Origin of the sequence: Bacillus sp. TH17 (assembly GCF_016651125.1) — a bacterium.
Classification (GTDB): Bacteria; Bacillota; Bacilli; order Bacillales; family Bacillaceae_G; genus Bacillus_A; species Bacillus_A mycoides.
In genome coordinates this window covers 2,901,911-2,921,829 of sequence record NZ_JAEKEN010000001.1, presented here as the reverse complement: position 1 = coordinate 2,921,829, position 19,919 = coordinate 2,901,911, and the positions used below count along the sequence as shown (strand labels likewise).

Sequence of the window (19,919 nt, the reverse complement as noted above, 5' to 3'; positions counted from 1 at the left end):
AAAATTTCATAAATTTAACTATTCTAATTATTTTGTATAAAAATGGTATAATTAATGTAGAGTAAATAATATAAAAGGAGAGTATGTAATGGAAATAACAATTGAGCGTTTAGTAAATGAATTAAAGGATGTACTTCCTGAAGATCAAGTAGTGGTTAATAAGACAGTAAGAGAGTTACATAGTAAAGATGAATCTTACCATAATAGTAGTTTACCTGATGTAGTTGTTTTTCCAAAAACGACGGAAGAGGTTAGAGCAATAATGAAAGTAGCGAGTGAGCATAAAAAACCTGTCATTCCATTTGGAGTAGGTTCTAGTTTAGAAGGTCATATAATTCCTTATGAAAAGGGGATTACAGTTGATTTTTCATTAATGAACAAAATACTTGAAATAAGAGAGAAAGATTTTCTTGTGAAAGTACAACCAGGAGTTACTCGTTCTCAGCTCAATAAAGAATTGAAAAAGTACGGTTTGTTTTTTAGTGTAGATCCAGGTGCAGATGCAACGTTAGGAGGCATGGCTGCTACGAATGCGAGCGGAACGACAGCGGTGAGATATGGAGTTATGCGTGATCAAGTTCGTGATTTAGAGGTGGTACTTGCTGATGGGCAAGTGATACATACTGGCAATTTAGCGGCGAAGTCATCATCAGGTTATCATTTAAATGGTATTTTCGTAGGATCAGAGGGTACGCTTGGATGCTTTACAGAGCTAACATTAAAAGTATACGGCATACCAGAACATGTTATGGCTGCGAGAGCATCGTTTCCAACTATAAATGATGCAGTAGAAGCTGTTATTAATATACTGCAAGCTGGCATTCCAATTGCGAGAATAGAACTTGTTGATGAATTATCTATGAAACAAGTAAATCATTATAATGAGACAAATTACAGAGAAGAACCAACACTGTTTTTAGAGTTTCACGGAAATGAAGCAGGGCTAACGCAAGATATCGAGTTTACGAAGGAAATTGTTTTTGATCATAAATGTAAAGAAGTCGCTTTTGAAACTGAAACTGCCGCAAGAAATAAATTATGGGATGCAAGGCATAATTTAGCTTATTCTTACGTGCATAGTTATCCTGGTAAAAAGCTAATGAGTACAGATGTTTGTGTACCAATTTCGGAATTAGCTGGCGCAATACAACATGCGAAAGAGACATTAGATAAAGTGGGACTTGTTGGTGGTATTCTTGGCCATGTAGGAGACGGGAATTTTCACGTGCTCTTAATGATTGATCCAAATGATAAAGATGAAGTGAAAAAAGCGGATGAAATAAATGAAAGTATTGTACTGTATGCTCTTAAGCGTGGCGGAACTTGTACAGGAGAGCATGGCGTTGGAATAGGAAAGCAGAAGTATCAAGAAGAAGAACATGGTGCGGCATTATTGGTAATGGAGAAAATAAAGAAAGCTCTTGATCCGCAAAATATTTTAAATCCGAATAAAATTTTCAAGCTAACAGATAAGGAATGATGAAGTTTGGAGAAACGAATTATACACTTTGAAGGATTGGTGGTCTTATTAGCTGCAATTTATATATATGGATTATGTGGATTTAGTTGGTTATTATTTATTGTATTACTTTTTGCACCTGATTTAGCAATGGTGGCGTACGCTATTAACAAACGTATCGGTGCACAAATATATAATCTATTTCACACATATATCATATCAATATTACTTGTTTTAATAGGGGTCTATTTAAAGATGGATACGATTTTAATGATTGGTTTAATATGGACAGCACATATTGGAATGGATCGAATGCTTGGGTATGGATTGAAGTATGAAACTGATTTTAAGGATACGCATATTCAGAGGTTATAAAAGTGATTTGAGAAGGGTGGTCAATTGAAACAATTTATTACTGTTGAGAAATATAATACACAATGGAAAAGTGAATTTTGTAAATTACAGACGTTGATTAATAACGTAATGGGAGAACTCATTTTTTCTATAGAGCACGTTGGGAGTACATCTGTTAAAGGCCTTGCTTCTAAACCGATATTAGATGTCGATGTTGTATTAGAAGATTATGATGTTTTTCCAAAAGTAATAAATAGACTTGAACAGGTAGGTTATTTTCATCAAGAAGAGTGGAGTTTTAAGGGGAGAGAGGCTTTTGGGAGAAAGGGTCAATATGTTCCGAGGGACGGGAAGAATACAATTTGGATGGAACATCATTTATATGTATGCGATAAGAATAGTGAAGAGTTAAGAAGACATGTAGCGTTTCGTGAGTATCTTCGTGGAAATCCAAACGTTGTTATTGAATATGGAAAGCTAAAGAAAGAATTAGCGGAAACGGCGGAAAATCGCTTAAATTATAGCTTAGGTAAAACGGAATTTATTGAATATGTATTAGAAAAAGCTATGAAGGATCGTTGAATAAGGGAGTTTGTATAAATAAAAAAATTGACTAAGGTGGCAGAAATCATATAATGCCACCTATTATTTTTGAAACAAAGGTTTTACTATATGCACTGACCTTATAAAACAATTATCATCTGTCCCTGCCCAATAATAAATCTCGTAAATATAATGGGAAATAAGAAGATAAGAAGAGAGGGAGCTTATGTACATACCAAAACATTTCACTATACAAGATGAAGAGACGAAGTACGAAATGATTGAACAAAATAGCTTTGCAACTTTATTTTCTCAACATAACGGAGCACCGTACGCAACGCATTTACCGTTATTGTTAAATAGGGAAACACTTACTTTATCCGGGCATTTTGCACGTCAAAATGAGCAGTGGAAAGATAGTGGAAATCAACAAGTGTTAGCTATTTTTCAAGGGCCACATAGTTACATCTCTCCGTCATGGTATGAAACAAATAAAGCAGTACCAACATGGAACTATGTTGCGGTGCATGTATATGGAGAGTTGGAAATTGTTGAAGATGAACAGGAATTAATAGATTCTCTTCAAGATTTAGTACATAAATATGAAAATCCAAAGAGCACCTACTCACTGAATAATGTAGATCCGAATTATATGGAAGGATTAAGTAGGAGAATAGTTGGGTTTAGAATAAAGATAAATAAAATAGAAGGAAAAGCGAAGTTAAGTCAAAATCATTCTGTGGAGAGACGGAAATTAGTTGTAGAAGAACTTGAGAAAGTTGGTAGTGAAGGAAGTAGGGGGATTGCAGGGTTGATGAAGAAGGGTGTTTAAAATAATGGTGGAGTGTGAATACACATTTATAAAGTGTTAATATATTGTATTTATAGATTTTTATAGTGATTTAGACGCTGTATTTATGGGGGCAATTTTCTTTAGTGTTTTAAAAAATTTACAGCATGTGATTAATTTAATGGATTTAATGTTAAATAAATGTTGAGAAATATTAATGAGATATTTATATCTTAATATCTATTTGTTATTATTTATGTGAGAATATTCAAAAAAGGGGGATCTTATGAACATTCCAGTGAAGGGAAGCGAACAGGTTACAAAGCAACTTAATGAATGGTATCAAGCAATGTTACAACAACAATTGTCAAAAGCAACTAATTTAAAACAAGAAATTGATAAAAATATTGATGTTTTGAAACAAGAATCAAATAAAATGTTGCAAGAACAAAATTTATTATATTATTTCTTACTAGATTTTCGTTATAAAACGCTTGTTGATAGATTTAGTATCACAAAGAGAAGCTTTGACGAAATAGATTCTTTTAAAATTCCGACGGATGGTTTCTTATCTTATTATTACCATTTTTGTAAAGCGGTATATGCTACTATAATTAAAGATTATAAAGAAGCGAAAAAATATTATGAAAAAGCAGAGTTTCTTTTGAAAGACGTTCCAGAAGAAATTGAACAAGCTGAATTTCAATCTAAGTTAGCCTTATTCTATCATAATAATAATGAACCACTTTTAGCTGTTCACTATGCAACTATTTCAAAAGATATCTTCTCTAAACACCAAGGTTATGAAAGTAATACTGCTTCTTGCGAAAATACTATTGGAATGAGTTGTGTATCTCTAAAACAGTTTGAACAGGCCGAGGAACATTTAAATTCTGCATTAAATTTATTACAAAAAAATAATGAAGAAAGATTAATTTCATTCGTGCGGCACAACTTAGGGTGGCTATATGCAAATCAAAACCTTTCTGAATTAGCTATCCGTTACTTATCAGAAGTAACAGAGAAAATACCTAATCATTTCAAAGCTGTTTTTTTACAAGCTAGGGAATATTCTAAGTTAGGTGAAACAAATGTATCTTCTATTCTTATTGAAAAAGGATTGGAACTTTGTTTAGAAGTAGAGAATGAAGAATATACACATCATTTCAATATTTTAAAAGCATTAAATAATAATGTGACTATCGAGGAATTAAAAAGGGTAATTGTTACAGGGATTTCTTATTTCAAAGAAGAGAATCTTTCTTATTATGTAGAAGAATATGCTGAGGTGATGGCAGCTAGGTTATATGAGGTATGTGATTATAAAACGTCTAGTGAATATTTTTGTTTAAGTCTTGAAGCAAGAAAAATAAATTTAGCTAAAGGGGCGTTAAAATAATGAAGAAACTGAGTTTAATGGTAATGAGTTTAGCTGTTACAGGTATTACAGTTTTTACGATAAATACTACTCCAAAGATTCAACAAACAGCAACCGCAAATACTGTCGTCAATAAGTTACAATCGACTCACGGAGAAGGGTGGTCTCCAACGAGACCTGAGTTAGTATACTTAGAGGGAAGACAACTCTAAAGTATTATTTTAAGAGTGCTAGCTTTAGTTGATATTATTTACTGGCTTGTAAACATTAAAGGTTTACAAGCCAGTTTTTTGTTGTTAGAGCTACCTTCACATTATGTTGAAAGTAATCCGTCATAATTTTAAACTATTGTAATGAATTTTAATAAAAGATTGTTGAGGAATATAGTGAAGATATTGGAACATACAAATTCTCATTAGTTATATTAAAATGGATTCATTCTCTTCTCCTTTATTTTTTATCAACATTTGTACAATAGCTGGATTTTTATATTCGAGAATAGTTGTTCCTTATCGATGTACCTGAATATAATAAGAAAAAATGAAGATTGAATAGAAGAATTTTAATAGAACAGTTACCAAGTTAACGCATTAGGAAAGAAATAGGTAGGAAGTAAGGAGCTCTCCTTTGTTCGTGACAGCTTGTTTGGTGTATGTATCTTTTTCGCATGGGAGGAAATTGATAGAGGTGATAATATACAACTGTAATCACATAGAATATGCTAACGATATGTAATACATAAAAGAAACGCAAACTAGAGTATTAAATTACGTTTTTTTTTCACAAGATGGAGAAAAAAGTAGAAAAGGTGTTTTTATACGAAAACACCTTTTCTACTTATAATGTTCCTTTATGGAAAATAACGAATCGTGTACTTGAATTTAGTGGGAATTACACTAATAAATAATACAATTAGGAGCAGAAAAACAGTCTTAGTGCTCTAAATCACGTCCCGCAAAAAGTCCGATAAGGACGATTCGACGGCACAGGAGGCGTGCAGTAATCCGCTTGTTCTTGAGAATATTCATAAGGATTTGCTAAAGCTTGAAGAAGTTTCTCCATTACGCTATAGTCTCCATCTTTAACAGCTGCTTCTAGTGCTTCTTCTACTCGGTGGTTTCGAGGGATGATTACTGGGTTGTTATTTTTCATTAATTTGTATGCATCATCTTTCGATTCTTTTTGTCTTTCTAACCGAGATTGCCATAGCTCGTACCATTCTTTAAATTCAGGACTTTTAAATAAAGGTGCATTTTCTAATATATTGTCAGTTAATGCACGGAATGTATTTGTATAATCTGCTTTATATTTTTCCATTGCTTTTAAAAGTTTCTCAATAAGGGATTGATCATGCTCTTCATTGCTAAATAGTCCTAATTTCTTCTTTATTCCGAGGAACCAATTGTTTTCGTACTGCACACTGAACTTTGAAATTTCATCTTGTGCAATTTTTAGTGCTTCTTCTTCATCTTCATGTAGTATCGGTATTAAAGATTCAGCTAAACGTGCGAGATCCCATGCAGCCATATATGGTTGATTTCCGTATGCATAACGGCCTTGTGTGTCAATAGAGCTAAATACTGTTCCTTGATTATAACTATCCATAAAGGCACATGGACCGTAATCAATCGTTTCACCGCTAATCGTTATATTGTCAGTGTTCATTACGCCGTGAATGAAGCCAACGAGTTGCCATTTTGCGATAAGGCTTGCTTGTCTCTTAATGACTTCTTGTAGTAGTGCGACATATGGATTTTCAGTAGATTCAACCTCTGGATAATGTCTTTTTATCGTATAATCAGCTAAAGCTTTGAGATCTTCGATTGAGCCTCGAGCTGCGGCGTATTGGAATGTTCCAACGCGTATATGACTGCTTGCAACTCTAGTTAAAATAGCTCCAGGTAACTTCGTTTCGCGATAGATTGGTTCGCCAGTTGAGACTACTGCTAAACTGCGAGTAGTTGGAATATCAAGCGCGTACATCGCTTCACTAATAATATACTCACGTAGCATTGGACCGAGTGCAGCACGACCATCACCGCGGCGTGAATATGGAGTTGGACCGGAACCTTTCAATTGAATATCAAACCGTTCGCCTGAAGGAGTAATTTGTTCTCCAATTAAAAGGGCACGACCATCTCCTAACACGTTGAAATGACCAAATTGGTGCCCAGCATACGCTTGAGCTAGTGGATGAGCTCCTTCTGGAATAGTATTACCAGCTAAAATGGCGATTTCAGCGTCCTTTTTTAGTTCCTCAGGATTAAAGCCAAGAGATATTGCTAAAGAATTATTTAGTTTAATTAACTCCGGTGAGTGTACAGGAGTTGGGGGGATTTCGGTGAAAAATGATTTGGGCAGGTCAGTATAACTACTCTCTAAATTCCAACCAGTTTCGTTTTTATTAGTCATCGTATCTCCTCCTTTTTGTGTATTTTAGAAATTTGAATTGTAATTGGTTTTTAATTATTCTCTTGTACTTATATGTATTCTGTGTGAGGTTAATTAAAAATATTATACGTTTATTTTGAAAGATCCCCTTGAAATCTATTGTAAGGACTTCATTACATTGTGTCCATTTAACTGTCAAAAAAACAAAAAGAGCCTTCGTTATATAACGAAGGCTCTTTTTGTTTTTTTCCTTTTATTCATACACAGTCCTTATAGTTGTAGATGTATAAAAGGAAAAAAGAAATTTGGGTCGTAATCTATCTATATGATAATTCAAAATGAAATATAAGTCTATATTTTTGTTGTTTTTTTGATTATATTTATGTCACTGAGCTCAGAACAATGATGTGGAGGGGAAATATATGAAATCGAATTATATACCAGTTTTAATTGTTGGAGGAGGATTATCAGGATTAGCATCTGCTTTATTCCTTGCAAAACATAAAATTGATTATTTACTGATTGAAAGGCACCCGACTACTGCAATTCATCCAAAAGCAGGTGGAATCACTTTTCGTACGATGGAGTTATTTCGAGAATTAGGTTTAGAACAAAGAATTAAATCAGCGGGTAAAGCATTAGAAAATTGCCGAGGAAGACTAGCAGTTCATACAATAGCTGAGGTGGAAAAGGAAGAATTGGCAAAAATGAGGACCGCTCAGTATGGAAACGATGAAAAGTTACTTCAAAAAATAGAAGAGATTAGTCCATCAAAACAAACGGCTTGTTATCAAATTATTTTAGAAGAGATGATGTTACTAGAAGCGAAAACATTAGGTGGGCAACTATCTTATTATCATGAATTAGTTTCATTTGAACAAAAGGAAAACGGAGTAATAGCAACGATTCGAGATCGTGACACGGAAAAAGAGAGCGTTGTTCATTGTGACTATGTAATCGCAGCAGATGGAGCGAAAAGTAAAATACGTGAGCAGCTAGGGATAAGTACCGAGGGGCGAGGTACAATCGGTGGCTATTATATGAATATTTATTTTGAAGCTGATTTAAGTGAGTTTATACAAGGAGATGCATTTGGTTTTTCTATGGTACTTCATCCGGAGGTTCTTGGTGCGCTCATTCCAGTCGATAACGTAAGAAAATGGATTTATCATGTAGCTTATGATCCAATAAAAGGGGAACGATTAGAGGATTTCTCTATAGAACGCTGTAAACAAATTATTCAAACAGCAATTGGAAGTACAAATGTTGAACCAGAAATATTAAGTGTTTTACCGTGGGAAGCGAGTGAAAGTACAGCGGTAAAATTTCAAGATAATCGCACTTTTTTAGTTGGTGATTCTGCACATATTATGCCGCCAACAGGGGGATTTGGTTCAAATACAGGAATACAAGATGCGCATAATTTAGCTTGGAAATTAGCTGCTGTTATAAAAGGGAAAGCAAAGCCAAAATTGCTAGAAACATATCATGAAGAGAGATATCCAGTTGCAAAATTAACCACGGATTATGCGAGTAGTTTATTATTTCGTGCTGCGAATAGAGAGGTAGGCAGTTTGAATAATATGGACGGTTTAGCTGTAACTGCTGGGTATCAGTATTGTTCACAAGCGATTATAGATAAATGCACTATTCCACATAGAATGGATATCGTAGAGTTTAACGGAAGACCTGGCACGCGAGCACCACACTTTTGGGGAACGTATGATGGAAAAGAAGTTTCGATACTTGATTTATTAGGTAACGATTTTGTGTTATTTACTGGAGTAGAAAATAGTGCTTGGGCCAAAGGTGTACATGATGTTTCATCTAAGCTAAGAGTAAATATAAAAGTGTATCGCGTTGGTTTAAGTGGAGACTTTATTACTCAAGAAGATGTTTTTAATGAAATATATGGGATGGAGAATGGAGGAGCTGTATTAATTAGACCAGATGGCTTTATAGGATGGCGTTCGGAAAAAGAGGTAGTAAATCCAGATGTAGTGCTTGGAGAGGTAATGGATAATTTATTAGGTGACTTTTAAGTAACTACGGAAGTATTGTCCTATATGGGACAATACTTCTATTTTTTAGCTTACAAAATAAAAATTATGTAGTGAAGAGACATTATTATTATAAAAATATATTTGAATTAATCCCCTTTCTTTTTGTTTTTATTAGAATTTTTTTAGTTTTTAGTTTTAAGTGTTGACTATTACTAGATTGGACCATTTTTTTATTGTATTATATTTCTTAGGGATTACATATTACGCTAGGGAGTGGGACTATTTGACTATTGAACCTCTTATTTTATCAAGTAAAGAAGTATATGTATTAACTGGTATGTTTGACCGTGAAACTATGATTGGAATTGAGAACCCCTTTGAAAATTGGTCAGATGAGGAAATAGACAAAGAATTAGATGTAATGCACGAGAATTGGACAAACGAAGAACTGCTCATAATAAAAGAAGATGAAACATTATGCAACAAACAACTTTTAGAATATTTTCGCATTTGTTTAACTACAGGATTTGTTATTGAAGTACAGATAAGTAAAAACAACGCTTTAGAAAAAAACATTTTCTATTTTAGTGAAAAAAAGTTATACAAAATGTAATAACAGATGATAACGGTGATAAACAATGTACATTTAAAGAATGCGGGACACCAGATGTAGCTTGGCAATTTATATATCAAGCATTACAGCCTAAAAATACTTTCTCTCGTCCAAATTATACATTTAAAATCCCTTCTTCTGCATATAAAGAAAACATTTTAAATCAATCAAACAAGCAATTAGTAGATTACTTGAAATTTTACTTAGATGATGAAGCTTCCTTAGAGTTAGCAAACATTATACATAATCGTGAAGAGTTAAATACTGTTCAAGTTCATTATTATATAAAGGACTCATGGTCTACAGACTGTATTCAGTTTTTATATAGTCAAAACCAATATTGGCTAATCCAAAAAGTTTTAGATAATGAGCAAACACAAACGAATTTTATTTGCCTTGATACCTTTACAATTACTGAAGAGATAAAGAAAATGGTACTTTATCTTAAATCATTAGGCGGTAAAACAAGGTGAGCGGTGAAATTAAGGTTACTCCTGACCATTTAAGGAAACTGGCTTCTAATATAGAACAAACAGCTCATGAGCTATCTGAAACATATCAACGTATCAATCAGCAGTTATTTGATCTACCTTTCCAAATATCTGGAAGAGATGCTGTGTTAAATCAATCCCAATACGCAGGATCCATGTTAGCTACTATAACGACCGTTTTAAAAGAACATAGTGATTCATTAAGAAAAGCTGCTGATCGTTTTGAGAAGGCTGATCAACAAGAAGTTTCATATGGAGAAGAAGCAATTGAGATAAATTGGTTTGCACCGTTTGGTGGCGATATTGGTGATTGGAAAGATAACCCTGCAGGGTCTTCATTTACTTTACTGGGTACCGTAACGGAAGGTGCAGCTGCCTACAAATTGGCATCTTTACATAATAAAGGCTTGCGTGTAACACCCTACACAGATAGAAAAGGAAAAGAAATGGTAAGATTTCAAAATCGCACCGTACTAAAGGATAAAAATGGACTTAATGTGATAAGGCGTACAAAATTACCTTTAGCCGAAGTAAAGCAAATAGACGATGTAAAAAGACATGTTTTATCACCAAAAGAAATTCTTAAAGATTCATTGAAATTAAAAACAAATGTTTTAGGCTATGCAGCTGTAGGATGGGATGTAATTAATGATACAAAGGAAAATATTGAAAATAAAGCGTCAAAAACTAAGATAGCTGGTGATATTATTGGTGATGCAGCAATCGGGGTTGGTACAACTGCTGTAAGTGCCTTTGCGGGAGCCAAAGCAGGTGCATTGGTTGGAACTTTTTTGGGAGGTCCAATCGGAACTGTTGCTGGAGCTTGTATTGGCTTTGGTGTTTCTATAGGAGCTAGTATAATAACAGATGGAATTAAGTTTAACAAAGGTGATTGGAATCATGATGGTAAACAGGATTCGATAAAAGATAGAGTTAAATCTGGAATCGGAGCAGCTTTAGATAAAATTTTTTAGTTTTTGGGAGATTAATATGGAAAAATACCACGGAAAAAGCACAGAACAAATTATTCGGAAATTGATGCCTGGCAGTGTAAGATCGAGTGTCGTTATGGTGTGGGTAGTTATTAATTTTATGATTTTAACCCCATTTTTATTTCCTCCAACCTTTACCATATACTTATATATAATTTTACCTTTTCTTTTGACTGCTAATATATGGGGGGTATGGGTATTTTTTTGTAAACCAAATGAGCCAAGGTTGGTACACATTTTATATAATGGATTTATGGGAATAACTTTTTCTTTTGGAAGCTTTATAGTGATTCAAAAGCTTGCATATACTTTTATTAAAATTGAAACACCTCTGTTTTTTATTGTTACTTTTTTGCTTTACATTTTTACAAATTATAAATTGATTTCTATTGGAATGAAAAGTTTTTTAAAGCGATTAAACAATGAAGAAAATGGAAATATAAAAATTTCTCCAATTGTTTATTTTTCAGGATTGGGATATATTATTGGACAGATATGTATAGGTTCATTATCACAAAATGCTTTAGCGACGGTCTTAATTTTAGTCTTTTCTTTATTTGCTGTTGTGTTTAGTATATCCGGAGCGTATATATGTATATATATCGATTTAAAGAAGCGGAAAGCCAAGCTAGGTTCCTTAAATTCTTAGTGAAAAACAATTAATAAGGAGGGGCCATACAATGAATTCGCAACTTTTTCCTATAGGCTCTATTGTAATTTTAAAAGAAGGTACAAAGAAACTCATGATTTTCGGGCGGAAACAACAAGTAGAAACGGATGAGGTAAGGAAGTTCGATTATATGGGGTGTCCTTATCCAGAAGGCTATCTGAATCCAGATTTCACATATTTATTTAACCATGATGATATTCAAGAAGTTGTTTCAACCGGATATGAAGATCAAGAAGAACGTACTTTTCAAGAAAATGTATTGTCTAAAATATAATAAGAAATAATGTAAAAAAACTGTTTAAATAAGCAGTTTTTTTTACATTATTCCTTAATTCCAGTTTGGATGTTTCATTCCATGTAAACTAGTACCACCTGTGACGATAATTTGTGCACCTAAACCTTGTTGATAAGCATGTAAAGGAGCTTGCCAATTACCAGGATGGGAACCACCGAAAACGAAAATTGCATCACACTGTTGTGGTGTTGATTCTTTTAGGAAAGCGATTTCGGTTATTTCTTCAATTTGTTTTTTCGTAAGATGTGGGACTTCAGGGTATTTAGGGATTACCATATGAAAACCTCCTATATAGTGAAATGTTAAATTCATTATATAGCGATGTTGTTTAGTGGAAAAAGGGAAGTTTTTCATTTGACAGTTCCCCTTTTATGATAACTCTCCTATAAACAAAAGTTCTCCTTCATCATAAAATCCATCTTCATCCTTGATTATCTCTTGGAAATGCAATGTTTGGACACTGTTAGAAATTGATATTTTCCATTCATGCCCGAAGTCGGAAGCATTGGAGAGGGGAATCCATTTTTGAAATTCGTTATCTCTATTGAAAAAATTTTGAAAGTAGTCATCGTTTTTAAATATGATGATTTGTGAGTTCCATAAGCTTGCTATTTTGATCATAACAACGACTCGATATGTATTTGTATCGTTCGGTTTCATTGTCATTAATTGATTCGCTTGATTTAACAGGGTTTGAATGCACAATCGCTTTACTTTCCTAGGTGTTGTACTAGAATCGATAAAAGCTTGAGAGCCTGGTAAAGGCATATGCCAGTATTCATCGTTATAGAAAGTAGATGGAAATGCTTTAGTGGCGTCTTCAATTCTTTTTATAAGAGTTTTTGTTTTTCGTTTCATTCCGCGTATTTTCTTTTCACGCATTGTTGATCATCTCCATAAATTTTTGCAAGGCAGCTGAGTGGAAAATATCTTTTCGAATAATAAAGGTAGTAGGAACCTTTCTAAAGTGATTTGGTAATGTATTTAAAGATAAACCATGTTCGTAATCTGGAATAATAGATTTCAGCATAATAGCCGTACCCATACCTGATTTTACACATGCAAGTATTGCTTCAATTGTTCCGAACTCTAGTATTCTTTTAGGTGAAATCCCTTCTTCTTGAAGCCAGTTTTCTAATAGTCTTCTGTAATAACAACCTTGACTAAAAGCGAGTAAATTCAGTTCTTCTATTGTTTTAAAGGAAGATAGAGGAGTCTTGCTAATGAGAACGAGTTCTTCTTCTCGAAATGAAAGTGTATGAAGTTCAGTATGCTGAATATTTCCAGCGATAAGAGCCCCGTCTAGTTTTCGCTCTAAAACGAGCTGAGTTAATTGGTCTGTCGTGTTTGTTTCTAGAATCAATTCAACTTCTGGATACTTTTCATAATAGGTCGTTAATATGGGCGGGAGACGAACGGCTGTTGTCGATTCTGTGCACCCGATTTTTAACGTGCCTTTCGGATGGGTTTCGTTACTTTGAACAGCTTTAACAGATTGGTCCATTAAGTGGATGATTTTCTTTGCGTATGTTAATAAAATTTCCCCGTTTGAAGTTAAAGAAACACCTTTACCGTTTCGATAAAATAATAGTGCGCCTAATTCATTTTCTAGTTGTTTTATACGCATCGTTACACCTGATTGTACATAGTTTAAGTTTTTAGCAGCATGAGATATATTTCCTACTGTCGCAACTTCGTAAAAAACCGTTAAATCTTTTATGTCCATTTATTATCACCCCGAAAAAGGTATCAATTTTTTTGATGAATTCTATTATTAACACTTATTTTACATGATATCAGAACCTTCATACAATGAAAGAGATATGGGGGAGATAACGTTGATAAGTGAAGAAAAAATTGAAAAATGCAGTAGTTCTAATAAATGGATCATGTTAACTTTGGCAACGGTAGTACAGGCAAGTGCAACACTTATAACATATGGAGTAGGGGTACTCGCGTTATTTTGGAAACAGAAATATGCACTTTCGAATATGCAGGTTGGGTTGTTAATAAGCGCTGTAAATATTGGTCCGCTGTTTTGTATGCTTTTTGCCGGAAGGTTACTTGATCGATATAACGAAAGAATATTAATTGGAGTGAGCGCTGTATTACTTGGCGGGGCGCTTTTACTTGCTCATATGGCAAGGGGATTTATTGGGCTATTATTTGTCCTTCTTTTAATAGGAACTTTTTATAGCGTATCCCAGCCAGGGGGAAGTAAAGTAATCTTGAAATGGTTTCCGAAAGAAATGCGCGGATTAGCTATGGGAATACGGCAAGCTGGTATACCTATTGGCGGGGCGTTAGCAGGCGTAACGATCCCTTTGCTTACACTTAAATTTAGTTTATCTTATACGATAAATGTTATTGCGACTATATGTATAATAGGTGGGTTATTGTTTTTCATATTTTATAAGGAATCGTACGTACGAGAACACACGAGCCGAGAAGATGTAAGGCTTTCTTTTTGGATGCAATTAAAAAAGGTGATATGTAAAAAAGAGCTGTATCCAATTTTTATTACAGGTATTTGCATGAGTTCTTTACAAATGATATTAGTCGGACATTTTATAAAATTTTTAGTCATTGAAAAATCGATAACACCTATTGTAGCAGGGAAAGTATTTTCAGTTATGCTAGTTGCAGGAATGGTTGGGCGAATTATATTAGCTACAATAAGTGATACATATTACAAAGGTGATCGTCGTACACCTTTATTAATAACTGTATGTATTTCTTTTTGCTTAATTTTAGTTGTTGTAATGAGTATAAACACAATGACACTTGAGGCATTGTTTGTGATGAGCGGACTGCTAGGGTTCTTTGCGATCGGTTGGTTTAGTCTTTTTATGGTTGAAGTTGCTGAGTCTGCAAGTGAGGAATTGGTAGGTGTAACAGTGAGCTTTGCGCTTACGCTTAATCAAATTGCTATTATCTTTGCGCCTGCTTTGTTTGGTTATATAGTAGATGGAAAAGGCTACACATATGCATGGATGGGGATAGCTGCATTACTAAGCGTTTCAGCAGTGAGTTTATGTAAAAGTAAACGAATATTAAAAATGTAAATCTTTTATGAAGAAAATCTAAAGAAATGTCGTGGGAGTGACATTTCTTTTTTAATATGTTGTATAATCAAGTTATAAATGAGATTCGTTTTCATTAACGCTCATTTCCTCTTTTGAAATTACCTGTAATTTTAGCCATAATAAGCTGTTTTTCTTTTTCGTTACTTGCCCGATTTATTTTGTTTAAAAATTTTTCAGCATCATTTCCTTTTAAAATTATAATCTGTTTTCTGTAATATTCAATTGAAGCTATATTGTTTTTTGTTACTCGATAATGAAACATCATATCATCTAAACGATTGCGCTTATCGGTCTTTTTCAAATTAACGGCTCCATTCTTGTTAATGTGTAACGAATGTTACATAAAAAATTAAAATTAAAGTTGGATGTATCCGATTGTAAGGTGGAAATTTTGTAAAAAAGAACTACAATAGAGAGTAGTTAAAATTTGAACGTTAGAAAAAGGAATCTAGTTTACTATGAGGAATAATAGAGTAGATAGATTATAAGATATTTAAAAACTAAAAGATATAGAATAGAATGGAAAAGTATAAAGTGAAACTAGATAAAAGAGGGTTCCCATATGTTTAAGAAATGGTTAATCGCTTTCTTTGTTTTTGCTATTTTTTGTGGGAGTGTCGCTGCACTTATACATGCAAATAAAGAAAAGAAATACAGTTTGAAGGCATTTTCAAATTTTGAGGATAAAGTTGGAAATGTTCAATCGAAAGTTGATGCGAATCAGCAAAAACGTTATGATAGTGCAGCAACGAAACTCGATCAATATTTAAAAGATAAAGGATTTAACGGGACGGTTCTCGTAACGGATAAAAATAATGTGGTTTTACGAAAAGGCTACGGGTATGCGAATGTAAAAGATAAAGTTTTAACAACGCCAAGAACAAAATATCGCATCGGTTCCATAACGAAAACAGTAGTTGCAATATCTATATTACAGCTAAGAGAAAAAGGGAAATTGAATATTGAAGACAATGTAAATAAGTATATTCCATCGTTTCCAGCAGATAAAAACATTACGTTACGAAATTTGTTAACACATACGTCCGGGTTACCAGATCAGGGACAAGGTAGTGTTGATGCGGCATCACGTTTAAAGTTAGTAACGTGGATTGGAGCGCAAAAGTTGCAATTTCCTGCAGGGACAGGATGGAAATATACAGATTATAATTATATGGTGCTTGCGTATATTGTAGAAAAGATATCGAATAAACCGCTTGCTGAATATGTGAAAGAAAACATTTTTACTCCTGTTGAAATGAATGAATCTGGTATGGGTGCAACTCTCCCTGAAGATATTTTCTTAGCAGAAGGTTACACGAAAAAAGATAATGAGTTAATAGCTACCCCCCGCTTAAAAATGAACTGGCTGTATGGTTGTGGTGAAATGTATACGACCGTTGAAGATATGAAAAGATTAGATGAGGCTATTATGGATGGAAAGCTGATTTCTAAACAAAGCTTATCAGATATGTTTACAGTATCACCTGCGAGAAAATATGGATTTAGCTTCTATATTTACCCAGATTATTATCATAACCACGGTGTATTAGCTGGCTGGAACACTTTTAATAATTTTAACTGGGATAAAAGAACGTTTGTAATATTATTCTCTAACGTACAAAATGGTATGAATGATACATTTAATCAAGAGTTTAGGAAATTAGCGAATGATTTAATAGAAGGAAAATAATTATTTAAAAATCGGTATTGATATAAAATTATCAATACCGATTTTTTTATTTAGTGAACAAGCATGTATGAGAGGGGATTAGTATTAGAATAAATTTATGAAGGAAGTTAAATGATATGGATGTTAAATATAGGAAGTGTATTTTGTGAATGTCATCTATTTGTATTGAAATTATGTGATTATCATGCGGAAGAATAATTGGTAATTTTTACATTGATGAAAAAGCTTGAGCTTCACACTATGTTAAGCCTTACAGTATTGTAGACATGAACAGGAGGTTGAAAAATGAAAAAAATAGTAAAGTTTTGTTTAATAGCTACATTATCTACAACGATTATTAGTGGATGTTCTTTTGAAGGGAATAATGAAAATGCCAAAGGGAAAGAGAAAGAGGATAAAAAAGTAGAGGTACAGAAAAACGCTGGAAAATATACGATGCCGGATGAAAAAGATAAACATGAAGGTACCTGGCTACAATGGCCTCATGAATACACATATGGTCAAGAGTATAAACAAGAAGTTGAACCTATTTGGATTAAGATGGCAAGTGCTTTAACTGAGGGTGAAAAAGTCCACATTGTTGCATATGATGAGGAAGAGAAAGAGCGAATCAATAAGCTTTTAATAGATAAAGGGCTGAATATGGATAAAGTTGATTTCTTTATCGCTCCTACTGATGATGTGTGGGCAAGAGATAGTGGACCGATTTTTGTTTATGACAATAATAAAAATCTGAAAATATTAGATCCAGCATTTAATGGTTGGGGAAAGAAAACTCCATATAAAAATGATGCCCGTATACGTGAGAATGTTAGTAAACAATTAGGGATTGAAAGAATTGATTGGGGGAAGTTTGTCCTTGAAGGTGGCGCAATTGAATTAGACAGCAATGGGACTGCTTTATTAACTCGAAGCGCAGTAACGAATAAAAATAGAAATCCTGATTTATCAGAAGCGGAAATTGAAAAATATATAAGTGACCTTGGGGTGACAAACTTTATTTGGTTAGATGGAGTGCCTAATTTAGATATTACTGATTTTCATATTGATGGATTTGCTAAATTCCATGATAAATCTACAATCGTAACGATGGCAGAAGATGACTTGGCTGAATGGGGCTTGTCAAACAAAGATATGGATAAATTGTTAGATGCAAAAAATGCTTCAGGACAGAAATATAAGTACGAATACTTACCGCTTAGTAAAGATAAAGTTACTTTAGAAGGTGGAAAAACTTTAGATTATAAGGGGTCATATATCAATTATTATGTTGGGAATACAGTTATATTGGTGCCTAACTATAATGATCCAAATGACAAAATCGCAAATGATACGATTCAGAAATTATACCCGGATCGTAAAGTAGTGGGAATTGATGTGAGAGAGCTTTATAAAAATGGCGGAATGATCCATTGTGTGACACAGCAACAACCGATTCAATTGAAGTAATCGATTATAGTTTCGTTATGTTGCTTTATAGACAAAATAGGTGAAATGCTATCTTTACTTATTTTGTCTTGTTTTAACATCTGTAACAAGATAGTAATGCATAATTTTAATGTAACGATAATTAAATAAAACTATATTGTCATTATTGTTTTATATGGAAAAGGAGAAAAATGTTTGTGTTAAAGAATTTTAAAAGAGTATTTTCGTTTTTTCCTATCGTTCTACAGTACATTATAAATGTAGCTTTGATCTGTTTGGGAATTGTTTTAAGTGTGTTTCTTATGAAAGAAGTCATTCAATTTATACAAGAACTTAAATTAAATAGTGAGGAATCTAGTTATCATTTAATTGATAGCATTGTCGTATTTTTTATATTTTGAATTCATCGTAATGATTATAAAGTATTTTCAAAGGAACTTTCATTTTCCATTACGTTATTTTATATATATAGGTATTACGGCTATTGTTCGTCTAATTATTATAGACCATGATAGTCCAATGGATTCATTGATATATGCTTGCGCGATTCTTGTATTAATTAGTGCTTTATTCATTGCAAATTCTAAAATAATGCGTCGTGATTTAGAAGAGTGAACGTTTGTTGTTTAAATCAAAAAAGATGTTTTATCTTTTGATAAAAAGGAGTAATAGTATTGAAAGAAATAATCTTAACCAGTTTTATAATAATAGGGTTTATGATTCTACTATTTAATTGTATACTTTCATAATTTAAAAGAATAAAAGGTTAATAAGGAAAGAGGTTTTTGTAAATATGGTTCATTACAATAATCAAAATAGTTTACATCAAATATTTACATTAAAGGGAACAGTTATAAGAGATATTTTCCCGCAAATTTTATTATATATATGTATTTCAACGATAGTAACTGTGATTAATTATTATTATGTAGAAATAAAAATTAATCAAACTCCTTGGGTAATTGTTGGAGGAGCTTTAGGGCTACTGTTAGTTTTTCGTACTAACACTGCCTATGATAGGTATTGGGAAGGTAGAAAGTTATTTGGCACGGTTGGTGCTTGTACTAGAAATTTGGCAGTTAGTTTTTTGTGTTATTGGGAGTCTGAAGGGAAAAAGACGGATCAGGAAAAATTAAAATTTTTACATTTGTTAATTGCTTTTCCAAAGGTAGCGAAAGGACATTTGAGAGACGAAAAAGATTTATCCGAAATAAAAGCATTGTTTGATATTTGTTCTGAGAAGGAAAAAGAAATGTTGGCTGAGTCTATTCATTTACCGATTAGTATAGTTTTTATGTTAAAAACTATACTATCAAAAGGTTTGAAAACGGGTCAAATTCACCCAAATGCAATAATTAATATGGAAGCTGATTTGAATACTCTGCTTACGGCTGTGGGTGGATGTGATCGGATCAAAACAACGCCTATTCCTTTTGCATATTTTGCTCATATTAAAATTTTACTGCTCATATTTTGCGGGACTTTATCGATTGGTCTTGTTGATAGTCTTGGATGGTTTACAGTACTTGCAACTACGTTCATAAGTTTTGCATTTATAGGGATTGAAGCAATAGGGGTTGAAATTGAGGATCCATTTGGTCAAGATCCAAACGATCTTCCGCTAGAAGGGATTTGCATAGGGGTAGAAACACATTTAGTGAATTTATATAATCAAAACGCCCTGTTAGAAGTAATGGATTTGAATCTTGATAAAAAAATCATCTAATCCGTCATTG

At 33.2% G+C, this 19,919-nt stretch carries 18 protein-coding genes and 3 pseudogenes; 16 read left to right on the top strand and 5 right to left on the bottom strand.

The features are described from left to right. Nucleotides 1–88: 88 nt before the first annotated feature. From JFT95_RS14885 to JFT95_RS14860, 6 genes are all read left to right on the top strand, one after another. On the top strand, nt 89–1,480 hold the full coding sequence (locus JFT95_RS14885) for an FAD-binding oxidoreductase (RefSeq protein WP_063219689.1): 1,392 nt from the start codon (nt 89–91) through the stop codon (nt 1,478–1,480). A gap of 6 nt (nt 1,481–1,486) precedes the next feature. Continuing rightward, nucleotides 1,487–1,834: a DUF4260 domain-containing protein gene (locus tag JFT95_RS14880; protein ID WP_012261366.1), complete on the top strand. Its 348-nt coding sequence runs from the start codon at nt 1,487–1,489 to the stop codon at nt 1,832–1,834. A gap of 24 nt (nt 1,835–1,858) precedes the next feature. Then, a complete protein-coding gene (locus JFT95_RS14875; RefSeq protein ID WP_201052682.1) occupies nt 1,859–2,395 on the top strand; it encodes a GrpB family protein in 537 nt (178 codons plus the stop codon). Nucleotides 2,396–2,582: 187 nt separating this feature from the next. Further along, on the top strand, nt 2,583–3,188 hold the full coding sequence (locus JFT95_RS14870; protein WP_201052681.1) for an FMN-binding negative transcriptional regulator: 606 nt from the start codon (nt 2,583–2,585) through the stop codon (nt 3,186–3,188). Nucleotides 3,189–3,432: 244 nt separating this feature from the next. Then, a complete protein-coding gene (locus JFT95_RS14865) occupies nt 3,433–4,545 on the top strand; it encodes a response regulator aspartate phosphatase (RefSeq protein WP_201052680.1) in 1,113 nt (370 codons plus the stop codon). Then, complete coding sequence (locus JFT95_RS14860) at nt 4,545–4,736, top strand: Phr family secreted Rap phosphatase inhibitor (RefSeq protein ID WP_002165311.1); 192 nt, start codon at nt 4,545–4,547, stop codon at nt 4,734–4,736. Before JFT95_RS14865 ends, JFT95_RS14860 begins: the two co-directional genes overlap by 1 nt. A gap of 733 nt (nt 4,737–5,469) precedes the next feature. Here JFT95_RS14860 and JFT95_RS14855 read toward each other — a convergent pair. Then, complete coding sequence (locus tag JFT95_RS14855; protein ID WP_201052678.1) at nt 5,470–6,936, bottom strand: protein adenylyltransferase SelO; 1,467 nt, start codon at nt 6,934–6,936, stop codon at nt 5,470–5,472. 401 nt (nt 6,937–7,337) lie between these two features. On the opposite strand from JFT95_RS14855, the gene JFT95_RS14850 reads away from it, so the two are divergent. From JFT95_RS14850 to JFT95_RS14830, 5 genes and pseudogenes are all read left to right on the top strand, one after another. Then, nucleotides 7,338–8,957 carry an FAD-dependent oxidoreductase gene (locus JFT95_RS14850; protein ID WP_201052677.1) on the top strand — a complete coding sequence of 540 codons (1,620 nt, stop codon included), beginning with the start codon at nt 7,338–7,340 and terminating at the stop codon, nt 8,955–8,957. Nucleotides 8,958–9,201: 244 nt separating this feature from the next. Further along, nucleotides 9,202–10,004, top strand: a pseudogene (locus tag JFT95_RS29625) (hypothetical protein). Then, nucleotides 10,001–10,996: a WXG100 family type VII secretion target gene (locus JFT95_RS14840; protein ID WP_012261360.1), complete on the top strand. Its 996-nt coding sequence runs from the start codon at nt 10,001–10,003 to the stop codon at nt 10,994–10,996. Before JFT95_RS29625 ends, JFT95_RS14840 begins: the two are co-directional and overlap by 4 nt. A 16-nt stretch (nt 10,997–11,012) precedes the next feature. Continuing rightward, nucleotides 11,013–11,663, top strand: coding sequence for a hypothetical protein (locus tag JFT95_RS14835; protein WP_098168579.1), 651 nt, complete (start codon nt 11,013–11,015; stop codon nt 11,661–11,663). Nucleotides 11,664–11,694: 31 nt separating this feature from the next. Continuing rightward, complete coding sequence (locus JFT95_RS14830; protein ID WP_012261358.1) at nt 11,695–11,958, top strand: DUF4176 domain-containing protein; 264 nt, start codon at nt 11,695–11,697, stop codon at nt 11,956–11,958. Between the two features lie 57 nt (nt 11,959–12,015). Here JFT95_RS14830 and JFT95_RS14825 read toward each other — a convergent pair. The 3 genes and pseudogenes from JFT95_RS14825 to JFT95_RS14815 all read right to left on the bottom strand — a co-directional run. After that, a pseudogene (locus JFT95_RS14825) lies at nt 12,016–12,255 on the bottom strand (hypothetical protein); the annotation flags it as partial. 93 nt (nt 12,256–12,348) lie between these two features. After that, nucleotides 12,349–12,861: a DUF3916 domain-containing protein gene (locus JFT95_RS14820; protein WP_012261356.1), complete on the bottom strand. Its 513-nt coding sequence runs from the start codon at nt 12,859–12,861 to the stop codon at nt 12,349–12,351. Next, the gene (locus tag JFT95_RS14815; RefSeq protein WP_012261355.1) at nt 12,854–13,705 is read right to left on the bottom strand and encodes a LysR family transcriptional regulator; all 852 of its coding nucleotides are present in this window, start codon (nt 13,703–13,705) and stop codon (nt 12,854–12,856) included. The genes JFT95_RS14820 and JFT95_RS14815 overlap by 8 nt, the downstream gene beginning before the upstream one ends. Before the next feature lie 112 nt (nt 13,706–13,817). Between JFT95_RS14815 and JFT95_RS14810 the strand changes: the two genes are divergently transcribed. After that, nucleotides 13,818–15,044 carry an MFS transporter gene (locus JFT95_RS14810; protein ID WP_012261354.1) on the top strand — a complete coding sequence of 409 codons (1,227 nt, stop codon included), beginning with the start codon at nt 13,818–13,820 and terminating at the stop codon, nt 15,042–15,044. 94 nt (nt 15,045–15,138) lie between these two features. On the opposite strand, the gene JFT95_RS14805 is transcribed toward JFT95_RS14810, so the two are convergent. Next, a complete protein-coding gene (locus tag JFT95_RS14805) occupies nt 15,139–15,366 on the bottom strand; it encodes a hypothetical protein (RefSeq protein ID WP_201052673.1) in 228 nt (75 codons plus the stop codon). 261 nt (nt 15,367–15,627) lie between these two features. On the opposite strand from JFT95_RS14805, the gene JFT95_RS14800 reads away from it, so the two are divergent. The 4 genes and pseudogenes from JFT95_RS14800 to JFT95_RS14785 all read left to right on the top strand — a co-directional run bounded on the left by JFT95_RS14800 (nt 15,628) and on the right by JFT95_RS14785 (nt 19,909). Beyond that, complete coding sequence (locus JFT95_RS14800; protein WP_012261352.1) at nt 15,628–16,755, top strand: serine hydrolase domain-containing protein; 1,128 nt, start codon at nt 15,628–15,630, stop codon at nt 16,753–16,755. Nucleotides 16,756–17,040: 285 nt separating this feature from the next. After that, complete coding sequence (locus JFT95_RS14795) at nt 17,041–18,204, top strand: agmatine deiminase family protein (RefSeq protein WP_002142629.1); 1,164 nt, start codon at nt 17,041–17,043, stop codon at nt 18,202–18,204. Nucleotides 18,205–18,380: 176 nt separating this feature from the next. Continuing rightward, nucleotides 18,381–18,798 (top strand): annotated as a pseudogene (gene psiE / locus JFT95_RS14790) (phosphate-starvation-inducible protein PsiE). A gap of 178 nt (nt 18,799–18,976) precedes the next feature. Next, complete coding sequence (locus JFT95_RS14785) at nt 18,977–19,909, top strand: bestrophin family protein (protein ID WP_201052672.1); 933 nt, start codon at nt 18,977–18,979, stop codon at nt 19,907–19,909. Nucleotides 19,910–19,919 lie beyond the last annotated feature (10 nt).

What these genes read in the sequence shown, in the direction of transcription:
- JFT95_RS14885 (WP_063219689.1), top strand. Translation starts at nt 89, where the DNA reads ATGGAAATAACAATTGAGCGTTTAGTAAATGAATTAAAGGATGTACTT.
- JFT95_RS14870 (WP_201052681.1), top strand. Translation starts at nt 2,583, where the DNA reads ATGTACATACCAAAACATTTCACTATACAAGATGAAGAGACGAAGTAC.
- JFT95_RS14865 (WP_201052680.1), top strand. Translation starts at nt 3,433, where the DNA reads ATGAACATTCCAGTGAAGGGAAGCGAACAGGTTACAAAGCAACTTAAT.
- JFT95_RS14860 (WP_002165311.1), top strand. Translation starts at nt 4,545, where the DNA reads ATGAAGAAACTGAGTTTAATGGTAATGAGTTTAGCTGTTACAGGTATT.
- JFT95_RS14855 (WP_201052678.1), bottom strand. Translation starts at nt 6,936, where the DNA reads ATGACTAATAAAAACGAAACTGGTTGGAATTTAGAGAGTAGTTATACT.
- JFT95_RS14850 (WP_201052677.1), top strand. Translation starts at nt 7,338, where the DNA reads ATGAAATCGAATTATATACCAGTTTTAATTGTTGGAGGAGGATTATCA.
- JFT95_RS14835 (WP_098168579.1), top strand. Translation starts at nt 11,013, where the DNA reads ATGGAAAAATACCACGGAAAAAGCACAGAACAAATTATTCGGAAATTG.
- JFT95_RS14830 (WP_012261358.1), top strand. Translation starts at nt 11,695, where the DNA reads ATGAATTCGCAACTTTTTCCTATAGGCTCTATTGTAATTTTAAAAGAA.
- JFT95_RS14820 (WP_012261356.1), bottom strand. Translation starts at nt 12,861, where the DNA reads ATGCGTGAAAAGAAAATACGCGGAATGAAACGAAAAACAAAAACTCTT.
- JFT95_RS14815 (WP_012261355.1), bottom strand. Translation starts at nt 13,705, where the DNA reads ATGGACATAAAAGATTTAACGGTTTTTTACGAAGTTGCGACAGTAGGA.
- JFT95_RS14800 (WP_012261352.1), top strand. Translation starts at nt 15,628, where the DNA reads ATGTTTAAGAAATGGTTAATCGCTTTCTTTGTTTTTGCTATTTTTTGT.
- JFT95_RS14795 (WP_002142629.1), top strand. Translation starts at nt 17,041, where the DNA reads ATGAAAAAAATAGTAAAGTTTTGTTTAATAGCTACATTATCTACAACG.
- JFT95_RS14785 (WP_201052672.1), top strand. Translation starts at nt 18,977, where the DNA reads ATGGTTCATTACAATAATCAAAATAGTTTACATCAAATATTTACATTA.